Source organism: Streptomyces sp. NBC_00647, from assembly GCF_045207245.1.
Lineage (GTDB): Bacteria > Actinomycetota > Actinomycetes > Streptomycetales > Streptomycetaceae > Streptomyces.
This window is the reverse complement of record NZ_CP109040.1, coordinates 4,486,778-4,507,925: the sequence shown is the minus strand read 5'-3', so window position 1 is coordinate 4,507,925 and position 21,148 is coordinate 4,486,778. Positions and strand designations below refer to the sequence as shown.

17 protein-coding genes are annotated in these 21,148 nt (G+C 71.1%); 10 read left to right on the top strand and 7 right to left on the bottom strand.

Going from position 1 to position 21,148, the window contains the following annotated elements; all coding sequences use genetic code 11:
- Nucleotides 1-63: 63 nt before the first annotated feature.
- The 6 genes from OG788_RS19620 to OG788_RS19595 all read left to right on the top strand — a co-directional run bounded on the left by OG788_RS19620 (nucleotide 64) and on the right by OG788_RS19595 (nucleotide 6,487).
- Nucleotides 64-1,221: an acyl-CoA dehydrogenase gene (locus OG788_RS19620; protein WP_406372393.1), complete on the top strand. Its 1,158-nt coding sequence runs from the start codon at nucleotides 64-66 to the stop codon at nucleotides 1,219-1,221.
- Between the two features lie 259 nt (nucleotides 1,222-1,480).
- Entirely contained in the window at nucleotides 1,481-2,944 is a 1,464-nt protein-coding gene (locus OG788_RS19615; RefSeq protein ID WP_406372391.1) for a methyl-accepting chemotaxis protein, read from the top strand.
- On the top strand, nucleotides 2,941-3,423 hold the full coding sequence (locus OG788_RS19610; protein WP_406372389.1) for a hypothetical protein: 483 nt from the start codon (nucleotides 2,941-2,943) through the stop codon (nucleotides 3,421-3,423). Before OG788_RS19615 ends, OG788_RS19610 begins: the two co-directional genes overlap by 4 nt.
- Nucleotides 3,424-3,442: 19 nt before the next feature.
- Nucleotides 3,443-4,108 (top strand): VWA domain-containing protein, encoded by a 666-nt coding sequence (locus tag OG788_RS19605; RefSeq protein ID WP_351550623.1) that lies wholly within the window; start codon nucleotides 3,443-3,445, stop codon nucleotides 4,106-4,108.
- A 10-nt stretch (nucleotides 4,109-4,118) separates the two neighbouring features.
- Complete coding sequence (locus OG788_RS19600; RefSeq protein WP_406372387.1) at nucleotides 4,119-5,543, top strand: protein phosphatase 2C domain-containing protein; 1,425 nt, start codon at nucleotides 4,119-4,121, stop codon at nucleotides 5,541-5,543.
- Nucleotides 5,540-6,487 (top strand): hypothetical protein, encoded by a 948-nt coding sequence (locus OG788_RS19595; protein ID WP_406372385.1) that lies wholly within the window; start codon nucleotides 5,540-5,542, stop codon nucleotides 6,485-6,487. The genes OG788_RS19600 and OG788_RS19595 overlap by 4 nt, the downstream gene beginning before the upstream one ends.
- A gap of 75 nt (nucleotides 6,488-6,562) precedes the next feature.
- Here the strand turns inward: OG788_RS19595 and OG788_RS19590 are convergent, their stop codons facing one another.
- On the bottom strand, nucleotides 6,563-7,183 hold the full coding sequence (locus tag OG788_RS19590; RefSeq protein WP_406372383.1) for an HAD family hydrolase: 621 nt from the start codon (nucleotides 7,181-7,183) through the stop codon (nucleotides 6,563-6,565).
- Between the two features lie 8 nt (nucleotides 7,184-7,191).
- Nucleotides 7,192-8,490, bottom strand: a complete 1,299-nt coding sequence (locus OG788_RS19585; RefSeq protein ID WP_406372382.1) for an LCP family protein — start codon at nucleotides 8,488-8,490, stop codon at nucleotides 7,192-7,194.
- 118 nt (nucleotides 8,491-8,608) lie between these two features.
- Between OG788_RS19585 and OG788_RS19580 the strand changes: the two genes are divergently transcribed.
- Nucleotides 8,609-9,157, top strand: a complete 549-nt coding sequence (locus OG788_RS19580) for an acyl-CoA thioesterase (RefSeq protein ID WP_356752764.1) — start codon at nucleotides 8,609-8,611, stop codon at nucleotides 9,155-9,157.
- 71 nt (nucleotides 9,158-9,228) lie between these two features.
- On the opposite strand, the gene OG788_RS19575 is transcribed toward OG788_RS19580, so the two are convergent.
- Nucleotides 9,229-10,593 carry an LCP family protein gene (locus tag OG788_RS19575; protein WP_406372380.1) on the bottom strand — a complete coding sequence of 455 codons (1,365 nt, stop codon included), beginning with the start codon at nucleotides 10,591-10,593 and terminating at the stop codon, nucleotides 9,229-9,231.
- A 304-nt stretch (nucleotides 10,594-10,897) separates the two neighbouring features.
- On the opposite strand from OG788_RS19575, the gene OG788_RS19570 reads away from it, so the two are divergent.
- Nucleotides 10,898-11,926 carry a glycosyltransferase family 2 protein gene (locus OG788_RS19570; protein ID WP_406372378.1) on the top strand — a complete coding sequence of 343 codons (1,029 nt, stop codon included), beginning with the start codon at nucleotides 10,898-10,900 and terminating at the stop codon, nucleotides 11,924-11,926.
- A 110-nt stretch (nucleotides 11,927-12,036) separates the two neighbouring features.
- Here the strand turns inward: OG788_RS19570 and OG788_RS19565 are convergent, their stop codons facing one another.
- The 4 genes from OG788_RS19565 to OG788_RS19550 form a co-directional block, all read right to left on the bottom strand.
- Nucleotides 12,037-13,773, bottom strand: coding sequence for an LCP family protein (locus OG788_RS19565; protein WP_406372376.1), 1,737 nt, complete (start codon nucleotides 13,771-13,773; stop codon nucleotides 12,037-12,039).
- A 122-nt stretch (nucleotides 13,774-13,895) separates the two neighbouring features.
- Nucleotides 13,896-15,665, bottom strand: coding sequence for an LCP family protein (locus tag OG788_RS19560; protein WP_406372374.1), 1,770 nt, complete (start codon nucleotides 15,663-15,665; stop codon nucleotides 13,896-13,898).
- A gap of 245 nt (nucleotides 15,666-15,910) precedes the next feature.
- Nucleotides 15,911-17,185, bottom strand: a complete 1,275-nt coding sequence (locus OG788_RS19555; RefSeq protein WP_406372373.1) for an LCP family protein — start codon at nucleotides 17,183-17,185, stop codon at nucleotides 15,911-15,913.
- 219 nt (nucleotides 17,186-17,404) lie between these two features.
- Nucleotides 17,405-18,160: a TIGR03089 family protein gene (locus tag OG788_RS19550; RefSeq protein WP_351550652.1), complete on the bottom strand. Its 756-nt coding sequence runs from the start codon at nucleotides 18,158-18,160 to the stop codon at nucleotides 17,405-17,407.
- 128 nt (nucleotides 18,161-18,288) lie between these two features.
- Here OG788_RS19550 and OG788_RS19545 point away from each other — a divergent pair, with 128 nt between their 5' ends.
- Both OG788_RS19545 and OG788_RS19540 read left to right on the top strand, forming a co-directional pair.
- Nucleotides 18,289-19,671 carry an N-acetylmuramoyl-L-alanine amidase gene (locus OG788_RS19545; protein ID WP_351550655.1) on the top strand — a complete coding sequence of 461 codons (1,383 nt, stop codon included), beginning with the start codon at nucleotides 18,289-18,291 and terminating at the stop codon, nucleotides 19,669-19,671.
- A 187-nt stretch (nucleotides 19,672-19,858) separates the two neighbouring features.
- Entirely contained in the window at nucleotides 19,859-20,941 is a 1,083-nt protein-coding gene (locus OG788_RS19540; protein WP_356752749.1) for an NDP-sugar synthase, read from the top strand.
- Nucleotides 20,942-21,148: the final 207 nt, after the last annotated feature.

Below are 21,148 nucleotides of genomic sequence, written 5' to 3'. Positions count from 1 at the left end.
AATTTGTGTTACTTAACGGTAGTTAGCGTCGCCAGCACAGCATCCCTTGGAGCGTGAGAGACCTTGGCCGGATCGGCTGATTTCGACCTGTACCGCCCGTCCGAGGAGCACGACATGCTCCGGGACGCGATCCGCTCGCTGGCCGAGGCGAAAATCGCGCCGTACGCCGCGGCGGTGGACGAGGAGGCCCGCTTCCCGCAGGAGGCGCTGGACGCCCTGGTCGCCAACGACCTGCACGCCGTGCACGTCCCCGAGGAGTACGGCGGCGCGGGCGCCGACGCCCTCGCGACGGTCATCGTGATCGAGGAGGTGGCCCGCGTCTGCGTGTCCTCCTCGCTGATCCCCGCGGTGAACAAGCTGGGCTCGCTGCCGGTGATCCTCTCCGGCTCCGAGGAGCTGAAGAAGAAGTACCTGGGCCCGCTCGCCAAGGGCGACGGAATGTTCTCGTACTGCCTCTCCGAGCCGGACGCAGGTTCGGACGCCGCCGGCATGAAGACGAAGGCCGTGCGCGACGGCGAATTCTGGGTCCTGAACGGCGTCAAGCGCTGGATCACCAACGCGGGCGTCTCCGAGTACTACACGGTCATGGCGGTGACCGACCCGGCGAAGCGCTCCAAGGGCATCAGCGCGTTCGTCGTCGAGAAGTCCGACGAGGGCGTCTCCTTCGGCGCTCCGGAGCGCAAGCTCGGCATCAAGGGCAGCCCGACCCGCGAGGTCTACCTCGACAACGTGCGCATTCCCGCCGACCGCATGATCGGCGAGGAGGGCACCGGCTTCGCGACCGCCATGAAGACCCTGGACCACACCCGCATCACCATCGCGGCCCAGGCCCTCGGTGTCGCCCAGGGCGCCCTCGACTACGCCAAGGGCTACGTCAAGGAGCGCAAGCAGTTCGGCAAGCCGATCGCCGACTTCCAGGGCGTCCAGTTCATGCTCGCGGACATGGCCATGAAGATCGAGGCCGCCCGCCAGCTGACGTACGCGGCCGCCGCCAAGTCGGAGCGCGGCGACAAGGACCTCACCTTCCAGGGTGCCGCCGCCAAGTGCTTCGCCTCGGACGTCGCCATGGAGGTCACCACGGACGCCGTCCAGCTCCTCGGCGGCTACGGCTACACCCGTGACTACCCGGTCGAGCGCATGATGCGCGATGCCAAGATCACACAAATCTATGAAGGCACGAACCAGGTCCAGCGCATCGTGATGGCGCGCAACCTGCCGTAGTACGCCGCCGGTCGGCAACAGAAGGTGAGAGGCACGCGGTGTGCCTCTCACCTTTCTTGTTTTTCCGTCCTGCCGCACGGGAAGAGGCGGCGGGTGCCAGGAGTTCATGCGCGGAGCGTGTCGGCTGGAGTACTCTCTGTGCCCTCGGTCGCGCGTCTGGTGCGTGTGAACCGGCGGGGGCGCGGGGGCACGTGACACGGGTGGGGATCCATGGCTGCCGTCGACGCACCCCCGCGTCCGTCGTGTTGTGGGGGTGGGCATGCCGTCAGGCGCCCTGATGGACCGTCATGTGATCGCGCAGAGCATCGAGGATCTCGCGGAGCGGCCGGCGCTCGGAACCCGGAAGGAAGAGCTGGCGGCGCTCGCGGCGGCGCTACGGGACCAGGACGTCACCGCGCTGGACCCCTGGTCCGAACTCGATCTCCTCGCCGCCTACGCCCGCCCCGAGAGCCTCGGGGCCACCGGTGACCGGGACGGGGGGCATCAGCTCTGGTCCTACGCCGAAGCGGTGCTGGGCGCGCTGGTCTTCGTCCCCCTGATGCTCACCTGGTACGGGCTGACCCGGGCGTCGAGCGCGTACGGGGCGCTGACCGGCGCTGATCCGGAAGCCGCCTCCCGGCCCTTCCTGCAGCTGTGGCAGTCCGGTTTCGAGGGGCACCTCACCGGCGCGTTCACCTTCGGCCATGTCGCGATGAGCGCCACCGTCGCCATCGTGGTGCTCTTCGCCCTGGCCCTCGCGCACGGCGTGCGGCGGTCCGCCGTCGCCCGCCGCGAGGAGGGCGCCGACCGGGGCTCGGGGGAGCTGATGGCGGCGCTCGTGCCGGTCCTGACCCGTGCCCAACTCGTCCTGAACCAGCAGCGGTCGGGTTCCCCGCAGCGTTTCGCGGCCGAGCTCACCGGAGCCGCCGCGACCCTCAAGCGGCTGGGCGACAAGGCTGTCCGGGTCCACAAGGACCTGGCGTCGGCAGCCTCGGCCGTCGGCGAGGCTGTGGAGTCGGCCGAGCGCAGGCTGGCCGGGGTCGACACCTCCGTCAAGCCCCTGGAGGCCGCGGTGGGGCGCGTCGAGGCCGCCGTCAGCGACGGCGGATCGCAGGTCCGCAAGGCGCTCGAGGACGTCCGCGACGCGAGCGGCGAGGTACGGCTCGCGGTGGCGGGCGCCGGGGACCGCGTCGAGGACTCCGTCACCGTGCTGGCCGCCTCCCAGCGTGCCTACGCCACCGGCATCGAGGTGGCTTCGGACATCTCCGCCCAACTTCTGGGCCGATACGGCGAGGTGGCGGAGGGGACGGCCCGTGCGGTCGAGGAGTCCCAGCATGCGGTGCGTGAACTCAGTGCCCAGAGCGGTGCGTTGCGGGCCACGGCCGACGAATTCGCCCGGTTCGTAGAGGAGTTGCGGGCGGGCATTTGGATGCGTGCCGACCTGGCAGACCGGCCGGGCCGGCCCGGCCACGCCGATCGGGCGGAGAGCGGTACCGACCGGGGCGCCCGCCCCACCGACGCCGACCGGGGTGGCCACCCCACCGACGCCGACCGGCGCGGTCGCCCCACCGACGCCGAGGGGGGCGGCCGCCTCACCGACGCCGACCGGGGCGGACACGACGCCGACGCCGACCGAGGCGGACACCCCGCCGACGGGACCGACGGTCCCCCCGCCCCCCGCCCGCGCGACCCCCGCCGGGAGCCGCCGCACCTGCCTCCCGCGTCCCTCACCGAGGCCCGATGAAGCGGGGCGGAAGATTTCAGCCGTTGCACCTGGCGGGCTGGCTGTTCGCGGACATGCTGCTCGTCCTCGCCCTGGTGGCCATGGGGGACCGGGGCGATCCCCAGGCGGCGGAGCGGCGCCCCGACCCTTCGTCCTCCGCGTCGGCCGCCGCGAAGAAGACGCCGCGGCACACCGGCCCGCGCGCGGTGGTCCGCACACCGGTCAGGGTGGCCGTCGACGCGCGCGCCGGGGACGAGGAGGGCATCGTGCGCGCGCTGCGCGGGGCGACCGCGCGCTACCGGGGCCGACAGGCCGCCTTCGTGCTGACCTTCGGACGCCACACCGACCCGGGCGCCGGAGGCCGCTACGCGCACGACGTCAACGCCCTGCTGGAGAAGAGCCGTCCGGACATGTTCCGCGCCGCCACCACCCGCGACTTCTGGAAGGGCGGCGCCTCCTCGGGGCACGCCGACATCGAGATCTACTTCTACACGTACTGACCCGGAGGTACGAGAAACCTTGCAGATCCTGCCCTTCTACCTGCTCTGCGACGAGTCCGGGTCGATGATCGGCGAGCCGATCGACGCCATCAACGGCGCGCTCCCGGACCTGCACCACGAGATCAGCACCAACCCGACGGTCGCCGACAAGACGCGCTTCTGCCTCATCGGCTTCTCCGACACCGCCACCGTGCTGCAACCGCTCGTCGACCTCAGCGACATCGACTCGGTCCCCGCGCTCGCCGCGGGCGGGCTCACCTCGTACGGCGACGCGTTCCACATCCTGCTGCGCTGCGTCGAGGACGATGTGGCGGGGCTGAAGGCGGAGGGCCACGAGGTCTACCGCCCTGTGGTCTTCTTCCTGTCCGACGGCATTCCCACCGATCCGGACTGGGACCAGGCGTACAAGGAGCTCACCCAGTCACGGTTCTGCCCGAAGATCATCGCCTTCGGCATCGGCGAGGCGCAGGAGTCGACGATCGCGCGGGTCGCCAACTTCCGGGCGTTCATGCAGAAGGACTCCTCGGTGTCACCGGCCCAGGCGCTGCGCGAGTTCGCCTCCAGCCTCACGCGGTCGATCGTCCGGTCCGCCGGGAGCATCGGGGCGGACGGCGGCAACGGGTTCACGCTGGCCGTGGACGACACCGTGCCCGGCTTCTCCATCGTCTCTCTCGACAAGCTGTGAGGTCGCACCGATGGGGAACGACATGAACTCCGCCGGACCGTCCCGGACCAGCCCGCGGGAGCAGGCCCAGTGGGAGCCGGACGGGGGCCGGGCCCGGGCGGGCAGGCCGGACGGGGGCCGACCCGATGCAGGTCGGTCCGATGCGGGCCGACCCGATGCAGGTCGGGCGGATGCCCGGCAGCCGGATCTCCGCTGGCCGGACGCGCGGGAGCCCGACCCGCTGGACGCGACCTGGCAGAGCGCCCACCAGGTCTTCACCGACCAGCCGGAGCCCGACACGGCCGTCACCGCGCCCGAGCCGTCCGCGACACCGCCCACCGGGCCGACCTGGCAATCGCCACCGCCCTCGTCGTACGAACCGACGCCGTCGGGGCCACTGCCCGGCCTCGCCCAGCAGCCGCCCCGGCCCCGGTTCGAGAAGGCACCACCGCCCTCGTCGTACGAACCGACTCCGCCGGCGCCCGGGCCCGGGTCGGGATCCGTAACCGGGCCCGCCCCCGAGAAGCCCGCCGCGCGCGTCATGACCCTCCCGACGCTCGGGGCGCCGTTCCACTCCGGTCCCAAGCCCCCGCTGTACGCGCCCGAGCCCCTGGAACTGCCCTCGGTCCGGCAGGACCCGACCGCCGCGCTGACGCCCGACATGGTGGTGGACGGTGCCGGGTACGGCGCCCTGACGGTGCGGGCGGCGTCCGTGCGCGGCGACTCGCACCGCTATCAGGGCGAGCCGCGCCAGGACTCCCTGGCCGTGGTGCGGCTCGGGGCGCCCGGCGCCGAAGGGTTGCTGCTGCTCGCGGTGGCGGACGGCGTGGGGTCGGCGGCCCGTTCGCACGTCGGCTCCCAGGAGGCCTGCCGGCTGGCCGCGATCGAGCTGGACAGCCTGTCCGCGGAACTCTCCGAAGCCCTGCGCTCGGGCGATCAGCCCCGTTTCGCCGTGCTGGCGGACACCGCCGTGGGCCGGGTCGCGACCCTCCTCGCGCACCGCGCCCGCGAGCACGGCGACGACCCCGCCGCGTACGCCACCACCCTGCGCGCCCTGCTCGTCCCGCTCGACCTACGCGTCCGTACCCGCGGCTTCCTGGCCGTCGGTGACGGCGGCACGGCGCTGCTGCGCGACGGCGCGTGGAACCTGTCCCTCACGGACCCCGAGCACGACGGCGACGGAATGATCGACACCCGCACGGCCGCCCTGCCGCACGGGCACCGCGCCCGCGCCCGGTTGCTCGCCCCGGCCCTGCCCGGCGACGTACTCGTGCTGTGCACGGACGGCCTGTCCACGCCCCTCGCGGGGGACGCCGGGATGCGGGACTTCCTGGGGTCCGGGTGGGGGAACGGCACCGCGCCGGCACCGGCCGACTTCCTGTGGCAGCTGCAGTACCGCGTGAAGTCGTACGACGACGACCGCACCGCCGTCGTCCTGTGGGAGGCCGCCCCGTGAGCCCCGCCGACGGCGCGGACGTGTCCCTCGGCTCGCTCACCCTCGGGGTGCGTGTCGGTGACGGCGGTCAGGGCGAGGTGTACGACGTCATCGGTCCGGGCGGGCTGCTGTACAAGAGCTACCGCGAGCCGGGGAAGGCCGTCGGCGGGGAACTCGCGGCGCTCGTCGCCCTGCGGCAGGGGCTCGCCCCCGCCGACCGGGACCGGCTGGACCGGGAGACGGCGTGGCCGCTGTGCCGGGTCATGGACGGCGCAAGGACGACGGGCTTCCTGATGAACCGCGCGCCGGACTCCATGACCTGGCGCACCGCGCGCGGCGAGGCCCGGCTGACCGACCTGTCCTATCTGCTCCGGGCTCCCAAGTCGGCCTGGCAGACCGTCGCCCAGCCGTCGCCCGCCGAGCGGTACGCGCTGGTGGTCGCCGTCGTCGGGCTCTTCCAGTGGCTGCACAGCCTGGGGCTGGTGGTCGGTGACGTGTCCCAGGCGAACGTGCTGTGGACCGTCCGGCCCGCACCGGGCCCGTATCTCCTGGACTGCGACGGCGTACGCCTGGCCGGCAGGCCTCCGGTCCTGGAACAGGCGGACACCCCCGACTGGCACGACCCGCTGGCCGCCCCCGGCACCGTCACGGTGGACAGCGACCGCTACAAGGTGGCCCTGGTGGTCGGCCGTGTCCTGAGTCAGGACGCGTACGTGGCCCCCGGCAAGCCCCTGCAACCGCTGACCGGTGTACTCGACGACCGGCGGGCCGAAGCGGTCCGAGCCCTGTGGCAGCAGGCGTCCGGCCCGCGTGGCACGCGTCCCCACCTGGCCCAGTGGAGCACCGCCCTGGCGGGCCGCGACACCATCCGCCTCATGGCCGCGGAACCCGCTCCGAAGCCCGTCGTCGACCGCTCCAAGTTCGACGGCCCCCGCACCAGGGGGCGCATCACCCTCCGCAACTGACCCGTCGACAACAGGAACGGAGGCCGGAGGCGGGGCCGAGGGCGGGGGTCGGGGCGGTCATGACCGCCCCGGTCCTCACAGCCCCCGCAGTGCCCGCCGCAGATCCCCGGCCTCCCGGTAGTGCACGGTGCGCATGCCCAGCGCGGTGGCCGTCTCGACGTTCTCCCAGGTGTCGTCGACGAACAGACACCGGTCGGCGGGGACGCCGGCGCGGGCGACGGCGAGGTCGTAGATGCGGCGGTCGGGCTTGGCGAGGCCCACGCGGGCGCTGCTGACGACATGGTCGGCGAGGCCGGTGAGGCCCAGCGCCGCCAGGTCCCGCTCCAGCTGGACGGACGCGTTGGTGACGAGGACGAGGGGCATCCGGGCACGGGCCCGCCGCAGCAGCGCGACCACGTCCTCGTCGGCGTGGAACGGGGACCGGGCCAGCGCGGTACCCAGTTCCAGGGCCGTCGCCCCGGACACGAGCCCGGTGAGGGAGCGCGCTGTCGACCGCGCCCACTGGTCGGGCGTGATCCGGCCGAGTACCAGCGGAAGCGCCGTCTCCGGCGCGAAGGCCACCTTCATGGTGGTGCCCTCGGCCAGCCCGGCGGCCCGTTCCAGGGCCGCCAGGGGCGAGGGGTCGTAGATCCGGATCACGTTGTCGACGTCGCAGAGCACGGCGTCGAAGGGCCGTCCGGTCGAGACGGGGGACACGGTGGTGCTCAGTTGCCCGACACCGTGACCTTCTCGTCGTTCTTGAGCTCGTCCACCAGCTGCTTCACCTTCGCCTTGTCCCAGACGAGGTTGCCGCCGGAGGAGCCGGAGATCGGCATGTTCATGGACTTGCCGTCGCCACCGGTGACGCCCTTCATCGCCCAGAACATGTCGGCCAGGTCCCACAGGCTCATGTCCTTGTCGACGACCAGCGAGTCGAGGCCCGCGCCCATCGTCGGGTAGAGCTTGAACGGGTTCAGGACGGTCGACGGGGTCGCGACCTGGTGGGCCAGGGCGGCCAGGAACTTCTGCTGGTTCTTGGTGCGCTCCAGGTCGGAGGCGGCGAAGGCGTGCCGGGTACGGACGAAGGCGAGGGCCTGCTCGCCGTTCAGCGTCTGCTTGCCCGCCTTGAAGTCGGCGCCCGAGTACTTGTCCTTGAAGCCCTTGTCGAGGGTCATCTCGACACCGCCGACCGCGTCGACGATGCTCGCGAACCCGCCGAAGCCGATCTCCACGTAGTGGTCGATGTGCAGGCCGGTGTTGGCCTCGATGGTGCGCACGAGCAGCTCGGGCCCGTCCATGGCGTAAGCGGCGTTCAGCTTCAGGTGCTTGCCGGTGCCCTGGTACGTCTTGCCGGATTCGGAGCCCTTGAAGGTGGGGATCTCGACGTCGGAGTCACGGGGCAGCGAGACCAGCGTCGAGCCGTTGCTCCCGGTGTGCAGGATCATCATCGAGTCGGTGCGCTTGCCCTCGGCGGAGCCGGTGTGCAGCTTCTTCTTCTCCTCGGCGGACATGCCGGCGCGGCTGTCGGAACCGACGATCAGATAGTTCGTGCCCTCGCCGGTCTCCGGCCGGTCTATGACCTTGGAGAGATCAACGTCACGGTGGAGCTTGGAGTCCGCCCAGAAGTACGTGCCGACGGAGACCACGACCAGCGCGGTGACCAGGGTGATCGCGGTCCACTTGATCCGGCGCCGCCAGTTCGGCGCGGGACGCCGCGGGTACGCGCCGCCGTCGCCGGGGCCCTGCGGACCGCCGGGCCCGCCCGGGGTCCCGTACACATGGCCCGTGTTGTAGCCGGAGTCGTACCCGTTGTCGTAGCCGTCGTCGTGGCCCTGACCGTCGACGTAGGACGGCTGCCGGGGCACCCCGCCGCCGTACGGAGGCGCGTCCTGGCCCGGTGCGGGTGCCGGTCCGCGGCGGACCTGGCGCATGACGCGGGCGCTCTCAGGCTGTGCGCCTGCGCTGCCGCGTCCGTAGCGGTTGCTGCGGTTGTCGTCGGACCACCCGTCGGGCCAATCGTTCATGCCGACCAGTGTGCAGCTCTTCACCATGTGTCTTACAAGAGAGCAGGGAGATCTGGGTCACGCCTGTTGCAGAGCTGATGCAAAGAGACCGGCGCGTGCCCGGCATAAGGTGGAGGACATGACAGACCAGGCCCCCAACCCGGAAAACGACATTCCGGGCAAGCCGACCTCCGCGTCCCGGACCACCCTCAGCCACATCATGACCCACAACGACACGAACCTTCTGGGCTCGGTGCACGGTGGAGTGATCATGAAGCTCGTCGACGACGCGGCGGGAGCGGTGGCCGGGCGGCACTCCGGCGGGCCCGCGGTCACCGCCTCGATGGACGAGATGGCCTTCCTGGAACCCGTCCGCGTGGGCGACCTGGTCCATGTGAAGGCCCAGGTCAACTGGACCGGCCGCACCTCGATGGAGGTCGGTGTCCGGGTCCTCGCCGAGCGCTGGAACGAGTCCACACCGCCCCAGCAGGTCGGCTCCGCCTATCTCGTCTTCGCCGCCGTCGACGCCGACGGCAAGCCCCGCCGGGTCCCGCAGGTCATCGCCGAGACCGAGCGCGACGAGCGCCGCTACCAGGAGGCGCAGATCCGCCGCACCCACCGCCTGGCCCGCCGCCGCGCGATCATGGAGCTCCGCGAGAAGCGCGCGGCGGAAGGCCTCGACGACTAGGACCTGCCCGGTCGGACACGGTGGAGGGGCGGGGGGTCAGGGGCCGGGAGGCCCGGGTCGGGCGCCCGTGGTCACGGACACACCACCTGGTCTCCCGTCACCACCCCGAACTCTCCCTGATGCTGGTCCTCCGCCCGTACCCGTGCGACCCGCTTGAAGTCCGCGCCGGCGATCACCTTCAGCAGCGGGCCCTGTCCGGGAACGGCGCGCAGTTCGGAACCGGGCAGCGCGGTCGCGAGGGACTTCGCGGAGCGGTCCCAGCGGGGGTCGTACGCGACGACGGTGCGCCGGACCGCGTGGTCCTTGGCCGTTGTGGGCCGGCCCGTCGTCCGGAACCCGGTGGCGGCGAGCGCGCTGTCGACCCGCTTGCCGAGGCCCGTCGTGGCGGTCCCGTTCTCGACCTGGACCCGGATCTGCTGCGGGGCCACCGCGACCCGGACGGCCTGGGGCCGCGGGGCCCGGCGCTCGGCGAGCGGCTTGTCGTCGCGCAGGGCCCGGAAGAGGTTCCTGGCCTTCGTGTCGTCCCACTTCAGGGTCGAGCCGATGCCCTTGACGACGTATCCCATCTGCCCGATCGGCACGGTCGTGAACTCGGACGAGGACGGGGAGAAGTTCCGCATCGCCCGGCCCAGATCCAGCAGTTCGTCCGTGCCGAAGCCCTTGTCGGCCCGCACCGAGCCCAGCACCGCCCGTGTCACGTCGCGGAACTTCATCGGGTTCAGCAGCACCCCGGACGAGGTGGCGTGTTCGACGAGCGCCGCCAGGAAGCGCTGCTGGCGCTGCATCCTGCCGAGGTCGGAGGAGCCGTCGGCGTGCCGGGACCGTACGTACTGAAGGGCCTGTCCGCCGCCCAGCAGATGCGAGCCCGCCGCCAGGTCGAGGCCGGTGTAGCTGTCCTTGAGCGGCTGTGCGGTGCAGATGCGGACGCCGCCGAGCACGTCCACCGTCTTCATGAAGCTCGTGAAGTCGACCTCCAGATAGTGGTCGATCTTCACGTGGGTCATGTTCTCGACGGTCCGCACGGTCAGGTTCGGGCCGCCCTCCGCGTACGCCGCGTTCAGTTTGAGGGGGTGGGGGCCGTGCCGTCTGCCGGTGACCGCGTCGGTGTGCTCGGGCGTCTCGGCGTACGAGTCGCGCGGCAGGCTGACGATGCTGGCGCGCTCCCGGTCCTCCGAGATGTGCACGATCATGACCGTGTCGGTGCAGTGGCAGGGCGCGCCGCCGAGCCGGTACTTCCGCCGCTCCGCCTCGGTGATCTTGTCCCGGCCATCGGTGCCGACCAGCAGCACGTTCATGCCGTTGCCCGCCTGGGGCCGGTTCTTCATGTCCTTGAAGGGGTCGACCCGGGCGATGTCCGCGTCCAGGCTGGTCACCACCGCGTGTCCGATGCCCGCCGAGGCGAGGACCACCACGGAGATGGTGGTCACCACCCGCATGGCCCAGCGGGGCTTCTTGCGCCGTACGGGGCGTGCGAGGCGTCCGTCGGGCCGCCGGCCGGGGCGCCGTCCGGGAGACGGCCGCGGGGGGCGCTGAGGGCGGACGGGGGAGCGGGGCGGCGTGGGCAAGGGGGACACCTCCGCGAGGCTGGACGGGGGAGGGATGCGTTCCGCGAGGCCGGCCGGGGCCGCGTTCCGCTGGCGTGGGGATCCGTGAGCACGGTAGGCCCATACGATCTGCGGCCCGGTTCTTACGCCGGGCGGCGCGCGCCGGTGTCCCCCGTTCGCGGTAACGTGACGTCCGATGAGCGAGAAGTCTGACGTGCGGTCCCCCGCCGTTTCTGTGATCATGCCCGTCCTCAACGAGGAGCGGCATCTGCGCGGGGCCGTCCAAGCGATCCTGGCGCAGCGGTACGACGGCGAGATGGAGGTCGTGATCGCCATCGGTCCCTCAACGGACCGGACGGACGAGATCGCCGCCGAACTCGTCCGCGAGGACCCGCGGGTCCACACCGTGCCGAACCCGACCGGCCGCACGCCCGCGGCCCTGAACGCCGCGATCAAGGCGTCCCGGCACCCCGTCGTCGTACGCGTCGACGGGCACGGCATCCTCTCCCCGAACTACATCGCCACCGCCGTACGGCTCCTGGAGGAGACCGGCGCGCAGAATGTCGGCGGCCTCATGCACGCCGAGGGCGAGAACGACTGGGAGCACGCCGTGGCCGCCGCCATGACGTCGAAGATCGGTGTGGGCAACGCGGCCTTCCACACGGGCGGCGACGCGGCCCCGGCCGAGACCGTGTATCTCGGGGTCTTCCGGCGCGAGGCCCTGGAGCGGCAGGGCGGCTACAACGAGGAGTTCATCCGTGCCCAGGACTGGGAGCTGAACTTCCGGATCCGGGAGGCGGGCGGGCTCATCTGGTTCTCGCCCGAGCTGAGGGTGTCCTACCGGCCGCGGCCGTCCGTCAAGGCTCTCGCCAAGCAGTACAAGGACTACGGCCGCTGGCGGCATGTCGTCGCCCGCTACCACGAGGGCTCCATCAACCTGCGCTACCTCGCCCCGCCGACCGCCGTCTGCGCGATCGTGGCGGGCGTGGTCGTCGGCGCGGCGCTGACCCCGTGGGGCTTCGTCGTCCCGGCCGGCTATCTCGCGGCCATCGGGCTGGGCTCGCTGCCCGCCGGCAAGGGGCTGCCGCCGAAGGCCCGCCTCCAGATCCCCGTGGCCCTCGCGACGATGCACATGTCGTGGGGCTGGGGCTTCCTCACCAGCCCGAAGGCGCTGGCCAGGAAGGTCATCGCGTCCCGGCGTCCCGCGGTCCTCACCGCCGACTGAGCCCACCCGGCTCGGACGAGGCCGCCGTCGGCTGCAACCCGGCCGACCCGTACATGAGTTGGGCCCCTCTCGGCTTCGAGAGGGGCCCAACTGCTTTTTTGCCGTCGGTCCTACGACCAGGTGTAGTCCGGGTCGACCTTCATGCACTTGCCGGCGTCCAGCTCCTCGGCGGACGGCTTCGAGTCGTCGTCCGACGGTGCCTTGTACGTCGTGCCGTCCCGCCAGTCGGCGCCGACGACGAGCGTGACGCCGGAGACGTTCACCGACTTCTCCACCGCGCTCGTCGGAATCCCGAGGGACTTGGCGACGCGCAGGGCGTCACCCTCCAGATCGTCGCTCGGGTAGCGGATCACCGTGGTGTCGTCGGCGGTCGCCACCGCCAGGTCGGCCTTCGACGCCGTGAAGCCCTTGCCGACGAGCAGTTCGGTCACCGCGTTGGCGCGTCCGGACACCGGCGCCAGCGTGCTGGTGCGGGTGCCGTTCTGCACCTGCACCGCGATCTTGTCGTCCGCGGCGGCCGGGTCCGACGACGTCCTCTCGGTGGCCTTCTTCTTGCCCTTGCCGTCCAGCGCGACGTCCTCGCGCATCAGCCGCCAGACATTGTCCGCGGCCTTGGCCTTGGGGAGCACCCGGTTGCCGTCGGCGGAGTACACCCACGGCATGGTCATCATGTTGATGCGCTTCGAGGGGACCTTCTTCAGCTCTTTGCTCAGGTCGTAGAGCTTGGTCACCGTGCCCAGGCCGTCGTCGACGGTCAGTGCCTCGGTGGCCGTCTCCGCGAGGCTCTTCAGCTTGCCCGGGTTGCTCAGCGTGGCGTTGTCGCGCAGCTGCTTCACCATCGAGTTCATGTACTGGTGCTGGGCCCTGGTCCGGCCGATGTCGCTGCCGTCCTCGAAGCCGTACCGCGTCCGCAGCCACTGCAGGGCCTGCTTGCCCTTGATGGACGTCGTGCCCTTCTCGAGCTTCAGCCCGGAGCCGTGGCCGGTGGAGGTGTGCGAGTAGATGTTGGCGTCCACACAGACGGGGACGCCGCCGATCGCGTCGGCCATCGACACCACGCCCGCGAAGTCGACCATGATGAAGTGGTCGATGTGGATGTCGGTCAGCTTCTCCCAGGTGGCGACCGTGCAGCCGGGGCCGCCGCGGCGCAGCGAGTCGTTCGTGATCACGGGGATCGTGCTCGCGGCGTACGCCGTCCCGGTGTCGGGATCGGTGCACTTGGGTATGTCCAGCAGCGTGTCGCGCGGCATGCTCACGACCGACATGTTGGAGCGGTCCGCCGACAGGTGCAGCAGCATCTGGACGTCCGCGCGGGCCGGCCCGTCGAACGTGTCCTTCGCGCCCCCGAGCTTCTGGTTCGCGGTGGAGTTCCGGGCGTCCGAACCGATCAGCAGAATGTTCAGCGGGGTCTGGCCCGCCGCGTTCGGTTTCGACTTGGCGGCGCGGTCCTTCGCGTCGCCGATGTTCAGGTCGTCCTTCTTGATGTTGGCGTTCAGATGCCGGTAGTAGAGATAGCCGGCGCCGGCCGTGCCGAGTATCAGGAGCGCGAGCACCATCGCCGACCAGCGCAGTATTCGACGTCTGCGCCGGGGACGGCCGCCGCCCCCGTGCCGTCTTCCGCCGCCGCCCCCGCCGTGCCGGCGCTGCCCCTGCGGACCGGTGGGCGTCGTGTCGTCGGACGGGCGAACGTTCTCGCCGTCTGACTCGCCGTCGAGCCGGGCGGGACCTCCGTCAGCTGTCCGGACGGGCTCCCCGCCCTCCTCGTACATGCTGTCGTCCCAGCCCAGTTCGCCGGCCCGCGGGACACGTGGTCGTGCTCCCTCCCCACGCACACTGCTTTGCGCCATCTCCCCAGCCCCTCCCCACCCTGCGCCTGACAAACGGGTCCGTCGTACGTCGGCCGGACGCTTTCGCGCCCGGCCGTACGCTTCTCGCGCCCTGTAGGACGCTCGACAGACCCGTCAGGTCATCACTTGGCGCACACCGATTTGTCCGCCGTGGACTTGTCCACGTCGGGCGCCTTCGTCGGAGTGGTCAGTGACACTCCGGCGCCCTTGAAGTCCTTGCCCAGGGTCAGCACGATCGCGGGCAGCCCCTGTGAGTTCTTCTCGCTCTCGCCGGGCTTCATCGCCGAAGCGGGCAACCCCATCAGATCCGCCAGCTTGCGTGCCTGGTCGGCCTGGTCGGGAGAGTACTCCAGCGTCGTCTTGCCGAGGGTTTCGTCGGCGTTTCCGAGCTGGCTGGACTTGAGCACGCCCTCATCATTCTGCAACCAGTTAAGAGTCTCCTGTGCGGAGCCGGCGGCGGCGCCGCCGTTGTAGATGTCGACGCGGATGTCGGACGCGTCGGAGCGGGAGCCCTTGAGGCGGGCGGCCACCGCGGCCTTCTCCTTCTTCGCCTTCTGCTTCACGGCGGTGAAGGAGACGTCGTTCTTGATGGCGTCGAAGACCGGCTGGGACGCCGTCGGGCTGACCACGACCGTGACGGGCGTCTTCTCGGCCGGGTTGTCGATCACCGGAACCGTGGTGAAGGTGATGTTCTTCGTCGGCACCTTCTTCAGCTCCATGGCCATGTCCTTGAGCGTGTTGACCTTGCCGATGCCGGTGTCCACGGTCAGTGCCTTGGTGGCTGCCTCTGCCAGCTTGTACAGCTTGGTGGGGCTGGTGAGGGTGTTGCCCGAACTCATCTTGCGCATCAGGGAGCCCAGGAACTGCTGCTGCACCTTGATGCGGTCGAGGTCGCCATGGTTGCCGAAGCTGTGCCGGGTGCGCACGAACGCGAGGGCCTGCTCGCCCTCGAGGGTGTGCTCGCCGGCGGAGAGCTTGAGGTGCGAGTCGGGGTCGTTGACGTCCTTGGCGACACAGACCTCGACACCGCCCACCGCGCTGGTCAGCGTCTTGACGGCGTTGAAGTCGGCCATCATGAAGTGGTCGACGGTGATGCCGGTGACCGCCTTGACCGTGTCCATCGTGCAGCCGGGGTTCCGGCCCGCCTGGCCGAGGCTCGTGTTGAAGCGGACGTTGTCCGTACCCCTGATGAGCTTCTCGGAGCCGTCCTCCTGCTTCGCCTTGCAGTCGGGGACGTCGACGATGAGGTCGCGCGGGATGCTCATCGCGGTCGCGTTCGTGCGGTCCTTGGAGACGTGCAGCAGGATGTTCGTGTCGGCGTGCCCGACGCTGTTCTTGTCGCCGTAGCCCTCGTTGCCCGCACCGGTGCGCTTGTCGGTACCGATGATGAGGAGGTTGAAGGCCTCGTCCTTGCTGAAGCCGTCCTTGGCCGAATCGCCGACGTCCTCGGTCTGGACGTTGCCCTCGAGGTGTTTGAGATAGGCGTAGGCGGCGCCCGACACGGCCACCAGCACCAGCGCCATGGTGCCGCCGGTCCAGAGCACTATCTTCTTCGCCTTCGACTTCTTGGGCGGCCCGGAACGCCCACGCCGCCGCCCCGGAAGGGGCTCCGGCGGTTCACCGCGGCGTCTGCGCGGTCCCGGAACATCGGTTCCGGGCGCGTCACGGTCACGCCCCGGCGCGTTACGGTCCCGGCCCGGTGTCGCGCGATCCCTGGCGGGTGCGGTTCGGGTGCGTGCCGCTGCGGAGGGTGTGGCCCTCCGCGGTCGCGGCACTCCCGACTGCGCTCCGGAAGGGGTCAGTCGCAGTTCGTATTCACCGGTGTTCGGGTTGAGCACCCACTGGTCTGCGGGATCGATGTTGTCCGCCCGCCCACGGCCTTGCGCGTCCACGGTTGTCTGAATCCTCCGTCGGGGCCACGCGGCGCCTTTCCCCCTCAAAAGGCGCTCGGGTCTCGGTCAAACAGTGCGCGACCCCCAGGACGAACCTCGTGGCCGGGTGCACCGGATCGCTCACACTATCCGCCCAGTTCAGCGTCGAGCGACGACCGTGACAAATTCAACGTCCCTACAACTGGGCAATCCGCCCCATTTCTCGGAGACTCTTAGCTCAGCTGTTCCCCACCTTGGTGTGCGCTTTACCCGCAGGCGTCCTCGGCCGCCGTGTTACCCCGGAAAGTCGGTGCCGGATCGGGTGTCCCGGAGAGTAGGACGGGCCCTATTGCCCTCGACTTTCCGTTGCCGGACGACTCCTCTTCGTAGTCGTGGGGGGAGTTCCCGTACGGGCTTGCGGAAAGCGGCGACTGACCTTGGGCGAGCTTCTGGGGCGGTTCTTTCGCGACCGCCACCGGCTCGTCGGCGCGCAGCCGCGCGAAGAGCCGGGCCGCTTCGGGCTCCACGAGTTGGTCGCGGTTGGCGTTGAGGACATAGGACGTCCGGGGCACCGTCAGGAACTGCACGCTTTCGGTGGGAATGTCGCGCATGCCGCGCACCAGGTCGTACAGGCCGCGCAGGCTCGCGAGCCCCGGGTCGGTGGTCAGCGACGAAGTGGCCGCGTCCAGCACCGGATACAGCTTCGCCGGGTTGAGCAGGACGTCGTTGCTGCGCACCTTGTTGACGAGCGCGCCGAGGAATCGCTGCTGCCGGTCCATGCGGTCGGTGTCGCTGCCGTCGCCGATGCTCTTGCGGGCACGGACATAGCCGAGGGACTGCTCGCCGTTGAGCACGACCTTGCCCGCGGGCAGCCGCAGCTTCGCCGCCTTGTCGTCGATGGGCTCGCTCAGGCACACCTCGACTCCGTCCACGGCGTCGACCATGTCCTTGAAGCCGTGGAAGTCCACCACCATGTGGTGGTCGACGCGGATGTTCGTGAGCTTCTCGACGGTACGGATCGTGCAGGCCGAACCACCCACCTGGAAGGCGTAGTTGAACATCGCGAACATGGGCTCGGTGCGGGTGCCGTCGGGGCGCCGGCAGCTCGGCACGTCCACCATCAGGTCGCGGGGCAGTGACATGGCGGTCGCGCTCCGCCGGTTCGCGGAGAGATGGAGCAGGATCGTGGTGTCGGACCGCTCGGTCCCGGAGTCCCGTCCGTACTTCTTGTTCCCGGCCCCGGAGCGCGAGTCCGATCCGATCAGCAGGATGTTCTGCGCGTCGCGCACCAGCGCGGTGGGCCGTTCCTTCTCGTACCGGGCGAGCTCGGCGGCCGCGTCGTTGTCGGCCGTGATGTTCCCGTTCAGCTTCTCGTACGCGGCCCAGCCGACCCCCACGGCGCCGAGGACCACCACGGCCACCCCGGTCGCCGTATAGCGCAGCCAGCGGCGCCGCCGGCGTATGACCCCGGCCCCGGTGGGCGACGCTCCCAGTCCCGGCCCTTCCCGGCGCCCGGAGGACGGGCCTGCGGTGTCGGTCACGTCGGAACCACCACCCCTCATGGCGTACGAGCGTGTCTGGCTGCTCCTACGACCATGTCCCGAAGTGGCTGGTGAGGGGGGCCGGTGATGGGCCGAACGGGGGACGCGCCGACCCGCGGAGCAGGCCCCGCACGGGCCATCCGCACGGCCCGGCCCCTGCCCGCACGGGCCGTACGGCCCCTGCCCGCCCCGTCCGACGCGCGGCCGGTCGGTGTCCGGCTAGCGGGCCGTCGCCGTCACGCGCTCGCTCTCGATCCGCTGGGCGACCGAGTCGTCCCCCAGCCGGTCGAGATGGCGGCACAGGACCACTGATCCGCCGGTGGCGAGCGGCGCGTACAGGCCGGAGGACAGGCCTTCCCACGTGTCGTACGAGAGCGCCGACAGGATGCGGGATCCCGGTCCCGTCAGATCCAGCCCGGGAGCGTCGGCACGGGCCTGCTCCACGACCTCCGCGCCCGTGTAGGCGGCCCCGGCGACGACCAGCGCCCGCTCCTCCGGATCGACGGGCGCGTACGGCGCGAACCGGTCGCCCTGGCTCGGCACCTCCACGGCGTAGTCGGCGTACCCCGCGGGCGGTGTCGGGAAGCGGCGGCCGAGCGGCGCGAGCGAGAGGGCGACGCGCTCACCGGAACAGGCGAGCCCGGCCTCGAACTGTCCGGGGCCCGCGACGACGTGGTCCGCGGCGGCCGGGTCGCCCCCGACATCCGCGACGACGCCCACCGAGGAGCAGGCGAGCAGCCACACCGCCGTCTGCCAGTGCGCGGGCAGCAGCAGCGCGACCCGCTCGCCGGGCTCGGCGGACAGCTCGCCCTGGAGCAGGTTGGCGGTCTTGGCCACCCAATTGGCGAAGGTGGCCACGGACAATTCGACCCGTTCGCCCGTCGCGTCGTCGTAGAAGGTCACCAAGGGGCGCGCCGGGTCCGCGGAGAGCGCGGATCGCAGCAGGTCGGCGGGGGTGCGGTCGGTGGCATTCACGCGGGCAAGCGTACGCGGGGCCGCCGGGCGCCGCGGACCGCGCGCGCCACCGGTTCGGCCGAGCCGCTCCGACTGCCCGTCAATTCCGCGATGGACAGATATATATGACTATGTTCAGGATCAGGAGCATGCGTGGATTCCTTGCTTCCTCGATCGGCGTCACCTGCGCGGCGGCTCTCGCCCTTCCTCTCGCCCTGCCCGCCCCGGCACAGGCCGGGCCGTCGGCGGTGACCTCCGAGACCGCCGTCCCCGGCAGCACCCAGTCCCTGCCACTCGTCCCGCTCACCGGTGAACGGGCCCTCGGCCCGGCCGCCCCCGAACAGGGCCTCGCCCGCCGGGACGTACGGCCGTTCTCCCTGGTCGGCGTCGTCTGGGACGACCCGAACAGTGAGTTGAACGGCCGCGTCCAGGTCCGTACCCGGGCGGCCGGCAGCGGCCACTGGTCGGGCTGGCAGGACGTCGAGACCCACAACCACGAACACGCCGCCGACCCGGACACCGCCGAGGGCGCGTCGCACCGGGTGCACGGCTCCACCGCCCCGCTGTGGGTGGGCGACTCGGACGGCGTCGAAGTCCGCGTCGACGCGGAGCGCGTGGCGCGGGAGATCGCGGAGATTCCGGAGGAGGGCGCGCGGGACAGCCCGGGGGAGGACCGCGCGACCGGCCTGGCGGACTCCCCGCTCCCCAGGGGCCTGCGCCTCGAACTGGTCGATCCCGGCGGGGACCCCCCGCGGACGGCAGGACGGGAGGGGGGCGCTCCCGCGGATGCGCGCGCGGGGAGCGGACGCGCGGGCGCGTCGGACGGGGCGGGGGGCGCGGGCGCCAAGGAGATCGCCGCGCTCACCCAGGAGGAGACGGAGCGCGAATACTTCCCAGACACCGCCTACGAGAAGCGCGCCCAGCCGTTCATCGGCCCGCGTCCCCGCATCGTCACGCGCCGCGGCTGGGGCGCCAACGAGAACCTGCGCGAGCGCGGCTTCGTCTACACGAAGAAGGTCAAGGCGGCCTTCGTGCACCACACGGCGTCGGGCAACAAGTACTCCTGCTCGCAGGTCCCTTCGCTCATCCGCAGTATCTACCGCTACCACGTGGTGAGCAGCGGCTGGCGCGACATCGGCTATAACTTCCTCGTCGACAAGTGCGGAAACATCTACGAGGGCAGGGCCGGCGGCGTCGCGAAGGCCGTCAAGGGCGCCCACACCCTCGGGTTCAACACGAACAGCATGGGCATCGCCGTCCTCGGCAACTTCGGCAGCTCGAAGCCGACCGACGCGGCGCTCAAGGCCATCGCGAAGCTCACGGCATGGAAGCTCGGTCTCTACGGTGCCAATCCGCGTGGCAAGACATACCTGACGTCGGCCGGTGGCAATCTCTACCGAAAGGGAAAGAACGTACGACTGAATGTGATCTCCGGCCATCGGGACGGGTTCGCCACGGAGTGCCCCGGACGGCTTCTCTACGGCAAGCTCGGCTCGGCCAGGAAGACGGCGGCCCGCTACCAGGGCCGATAGGCGGGACCCGGAACCGGCAAGGCCGACACGGCTCGGCCGGGCCGGAACCGGCAGAGATCACCTGACGTCACGACAGAGGCCCGTCGAAGGACACCGCACGGCCATCGAAGGCGCCATCGAACGGTCTGCATACACTGGCCGGCCGAAAGAAAGTTCGGCCGGTCCCGGCAGGAAGCAGAGACGACAGGTGACAGAAGCGATCCTCCTGGTCGGCGGCAGAGGCACCCGGCTGCGCCCGCTCACGGTGCACACGCCCAAGCCCATGGTTCCGGCGGCCGGGGTCCCCTTCCTCACGCACCAGCTGGCGCGGGCGCGCGCGGCGGGCGTCGAGCACATCGTGCTGGCGACGTCCTACCTCGCCGAGGTCTTCGAGCCCTACTTCGGTGACGGCTCCTCACTGGGCCTCCACCTCGAGTACGTCACCGAGGAGGAGCCGCTCGGCACGGGCGGCGCCATCCGCAACGTCGCGTCCCGGCTGCACTCGGGCCCCGACGACCCGGTCCTGATCTTCAACGGCGACATCCTCACCGGCCTGGACATCCCGGCCCTGGTGGCGACCCACGAGACGACGGGCGCGGACGTCTCCCTCCACCTCACCCGGGTGGAGGACCCGCGCGCGTTCGGGCTGGTGCCCACCGACTCCACCGGGCGCGTCACGGCCTTCCTCGAAAAGCCGCAGACCCCCGAGGAGATCGTCACCGACCAGATCAACGCGGGGGCGTACGTCTTCCGCCGCTCGGTCATCGACACGATCCCCGCCGGCCGCCCGGTCTCGGTCGAGCGCGAGACCTTCCCGGACCTCCTGGCCACCGGCGCCCACCTCCAGGGCATGGTGGACTCCACCTACTGGCTGGACCTGGGCACCCCGCAGGCCTTCGTCCGCGGCTCCGCCGACCTCGTCCTCGGCCGCGCCCCGTCCCCGGCCGTTCCCGGCCGCTGCGGCGACCGCTTGGTCCTGCCCACGGCCACGGTGGCGCCCGACGCCAAGCTCACCGGCGGCACGGTGGTCGGCGAGGGCGCCCGCATCGGTGAGGGCGCGCGGATCACCGGCAGCACCGTCCTCGCCGGAGCCGTCGTCGAACCCGGCGCGGTCGTCACCGACTCCTTCGTCGGCGTCGGCGCCCGGATCGGCGAGCGCACGATCCTCACCGGCGCGGTCATCGGCGACGGCGCGGTCGTCGGCCCCGACAACGAACTCCGCGAGGGAGTCCGCGTCTGGTGCGACGCCCGCATCCCGGGCGGCGCGGTGCGCTTCTCGTCGGACCAGTAGAAGCCCCGCCCTGAACGCCGGAGGGGCAGGATTCCAGCCCCTCCGGCGCTCTTTTCGGGGGGCAAGTTTCAGCCCCCCGGCGCCCTCTACGGGTGCGGGCCAAGTGTCGGCCCCCCGGCGCCCTTTACGGGTGCGGGGCAAGATTCCAGCCCCTCCGGCGTTTGAGGAGCGGGGTCTGGGGCGGAGCCCCAGGTACGGGACGGGCAG

Bases quoted from the DNA above. Each gene is read 5' to 3' on its own strand.
- OG788_RS19575 (WP_406372380.1), bottom strand. From the start codon at position 10,593: ATGCGGGTGGTGACCACCATCTCCGTGGTGGTCCTCGCCTCGGCGGGC.
- OG788_RS19580 (WP_356752764.1), top strand. From the start codon at position 8,609: ATGACAGACCAGGCCCCCAACCCGGAAAACGACATTCCGGGCAAGCCG.
- OG788_RS19600 (WP_406372387.1), top strand. From the start codon at position 4,119: ATGGGGAACGACATGAACTCCGCCGGACCGTCCCGGACCAGCCCGCGG.
- OG788_RS19585 (WP_406372382.1), bottom strand. From the start codon at position 8,490: ATGAACGATTGGCCCGACGGGTGGTCCGACGACAACCGCAGCAACCGC.
- OG788_RS19565 (WP_406372376.1), bottom strand. From the start codon at position 13,773: ATGGCGCAAAGCAGTGTGCGTGGGGAGGGAGCACGACCACGTGTCCCG.
- OG788_RS19570 (WP_406372378.1), top strand. From the start codon at position 10,898: ATGAGCGAGAAGTCTGACGTGCGGTCCCCCGCCGTTTCTGTGATCATG.
- OG788_RS19545 (WP_351550655.1), top strand. From the start codon at position 18,289: ATGCGTGGATTCCTTGCTTCCTCGATCGGCGTCACCTGCGCGGCGGCT.
- OG788_RS19610 (WP_406372389.1), top strand. From the start codon at position 2,941: ATGAAGCGGGGCGGAAGATTTCAGCCGTTGCACCTGGCGGGCTGGCTG.
- OG788_RS19615 (WP_406372391.1), top strand. From the start codon at position 1,481: ATGCCGTCAGGCGCCCTGATGGACCGTCATGTGATCGCGCAGAGCATC.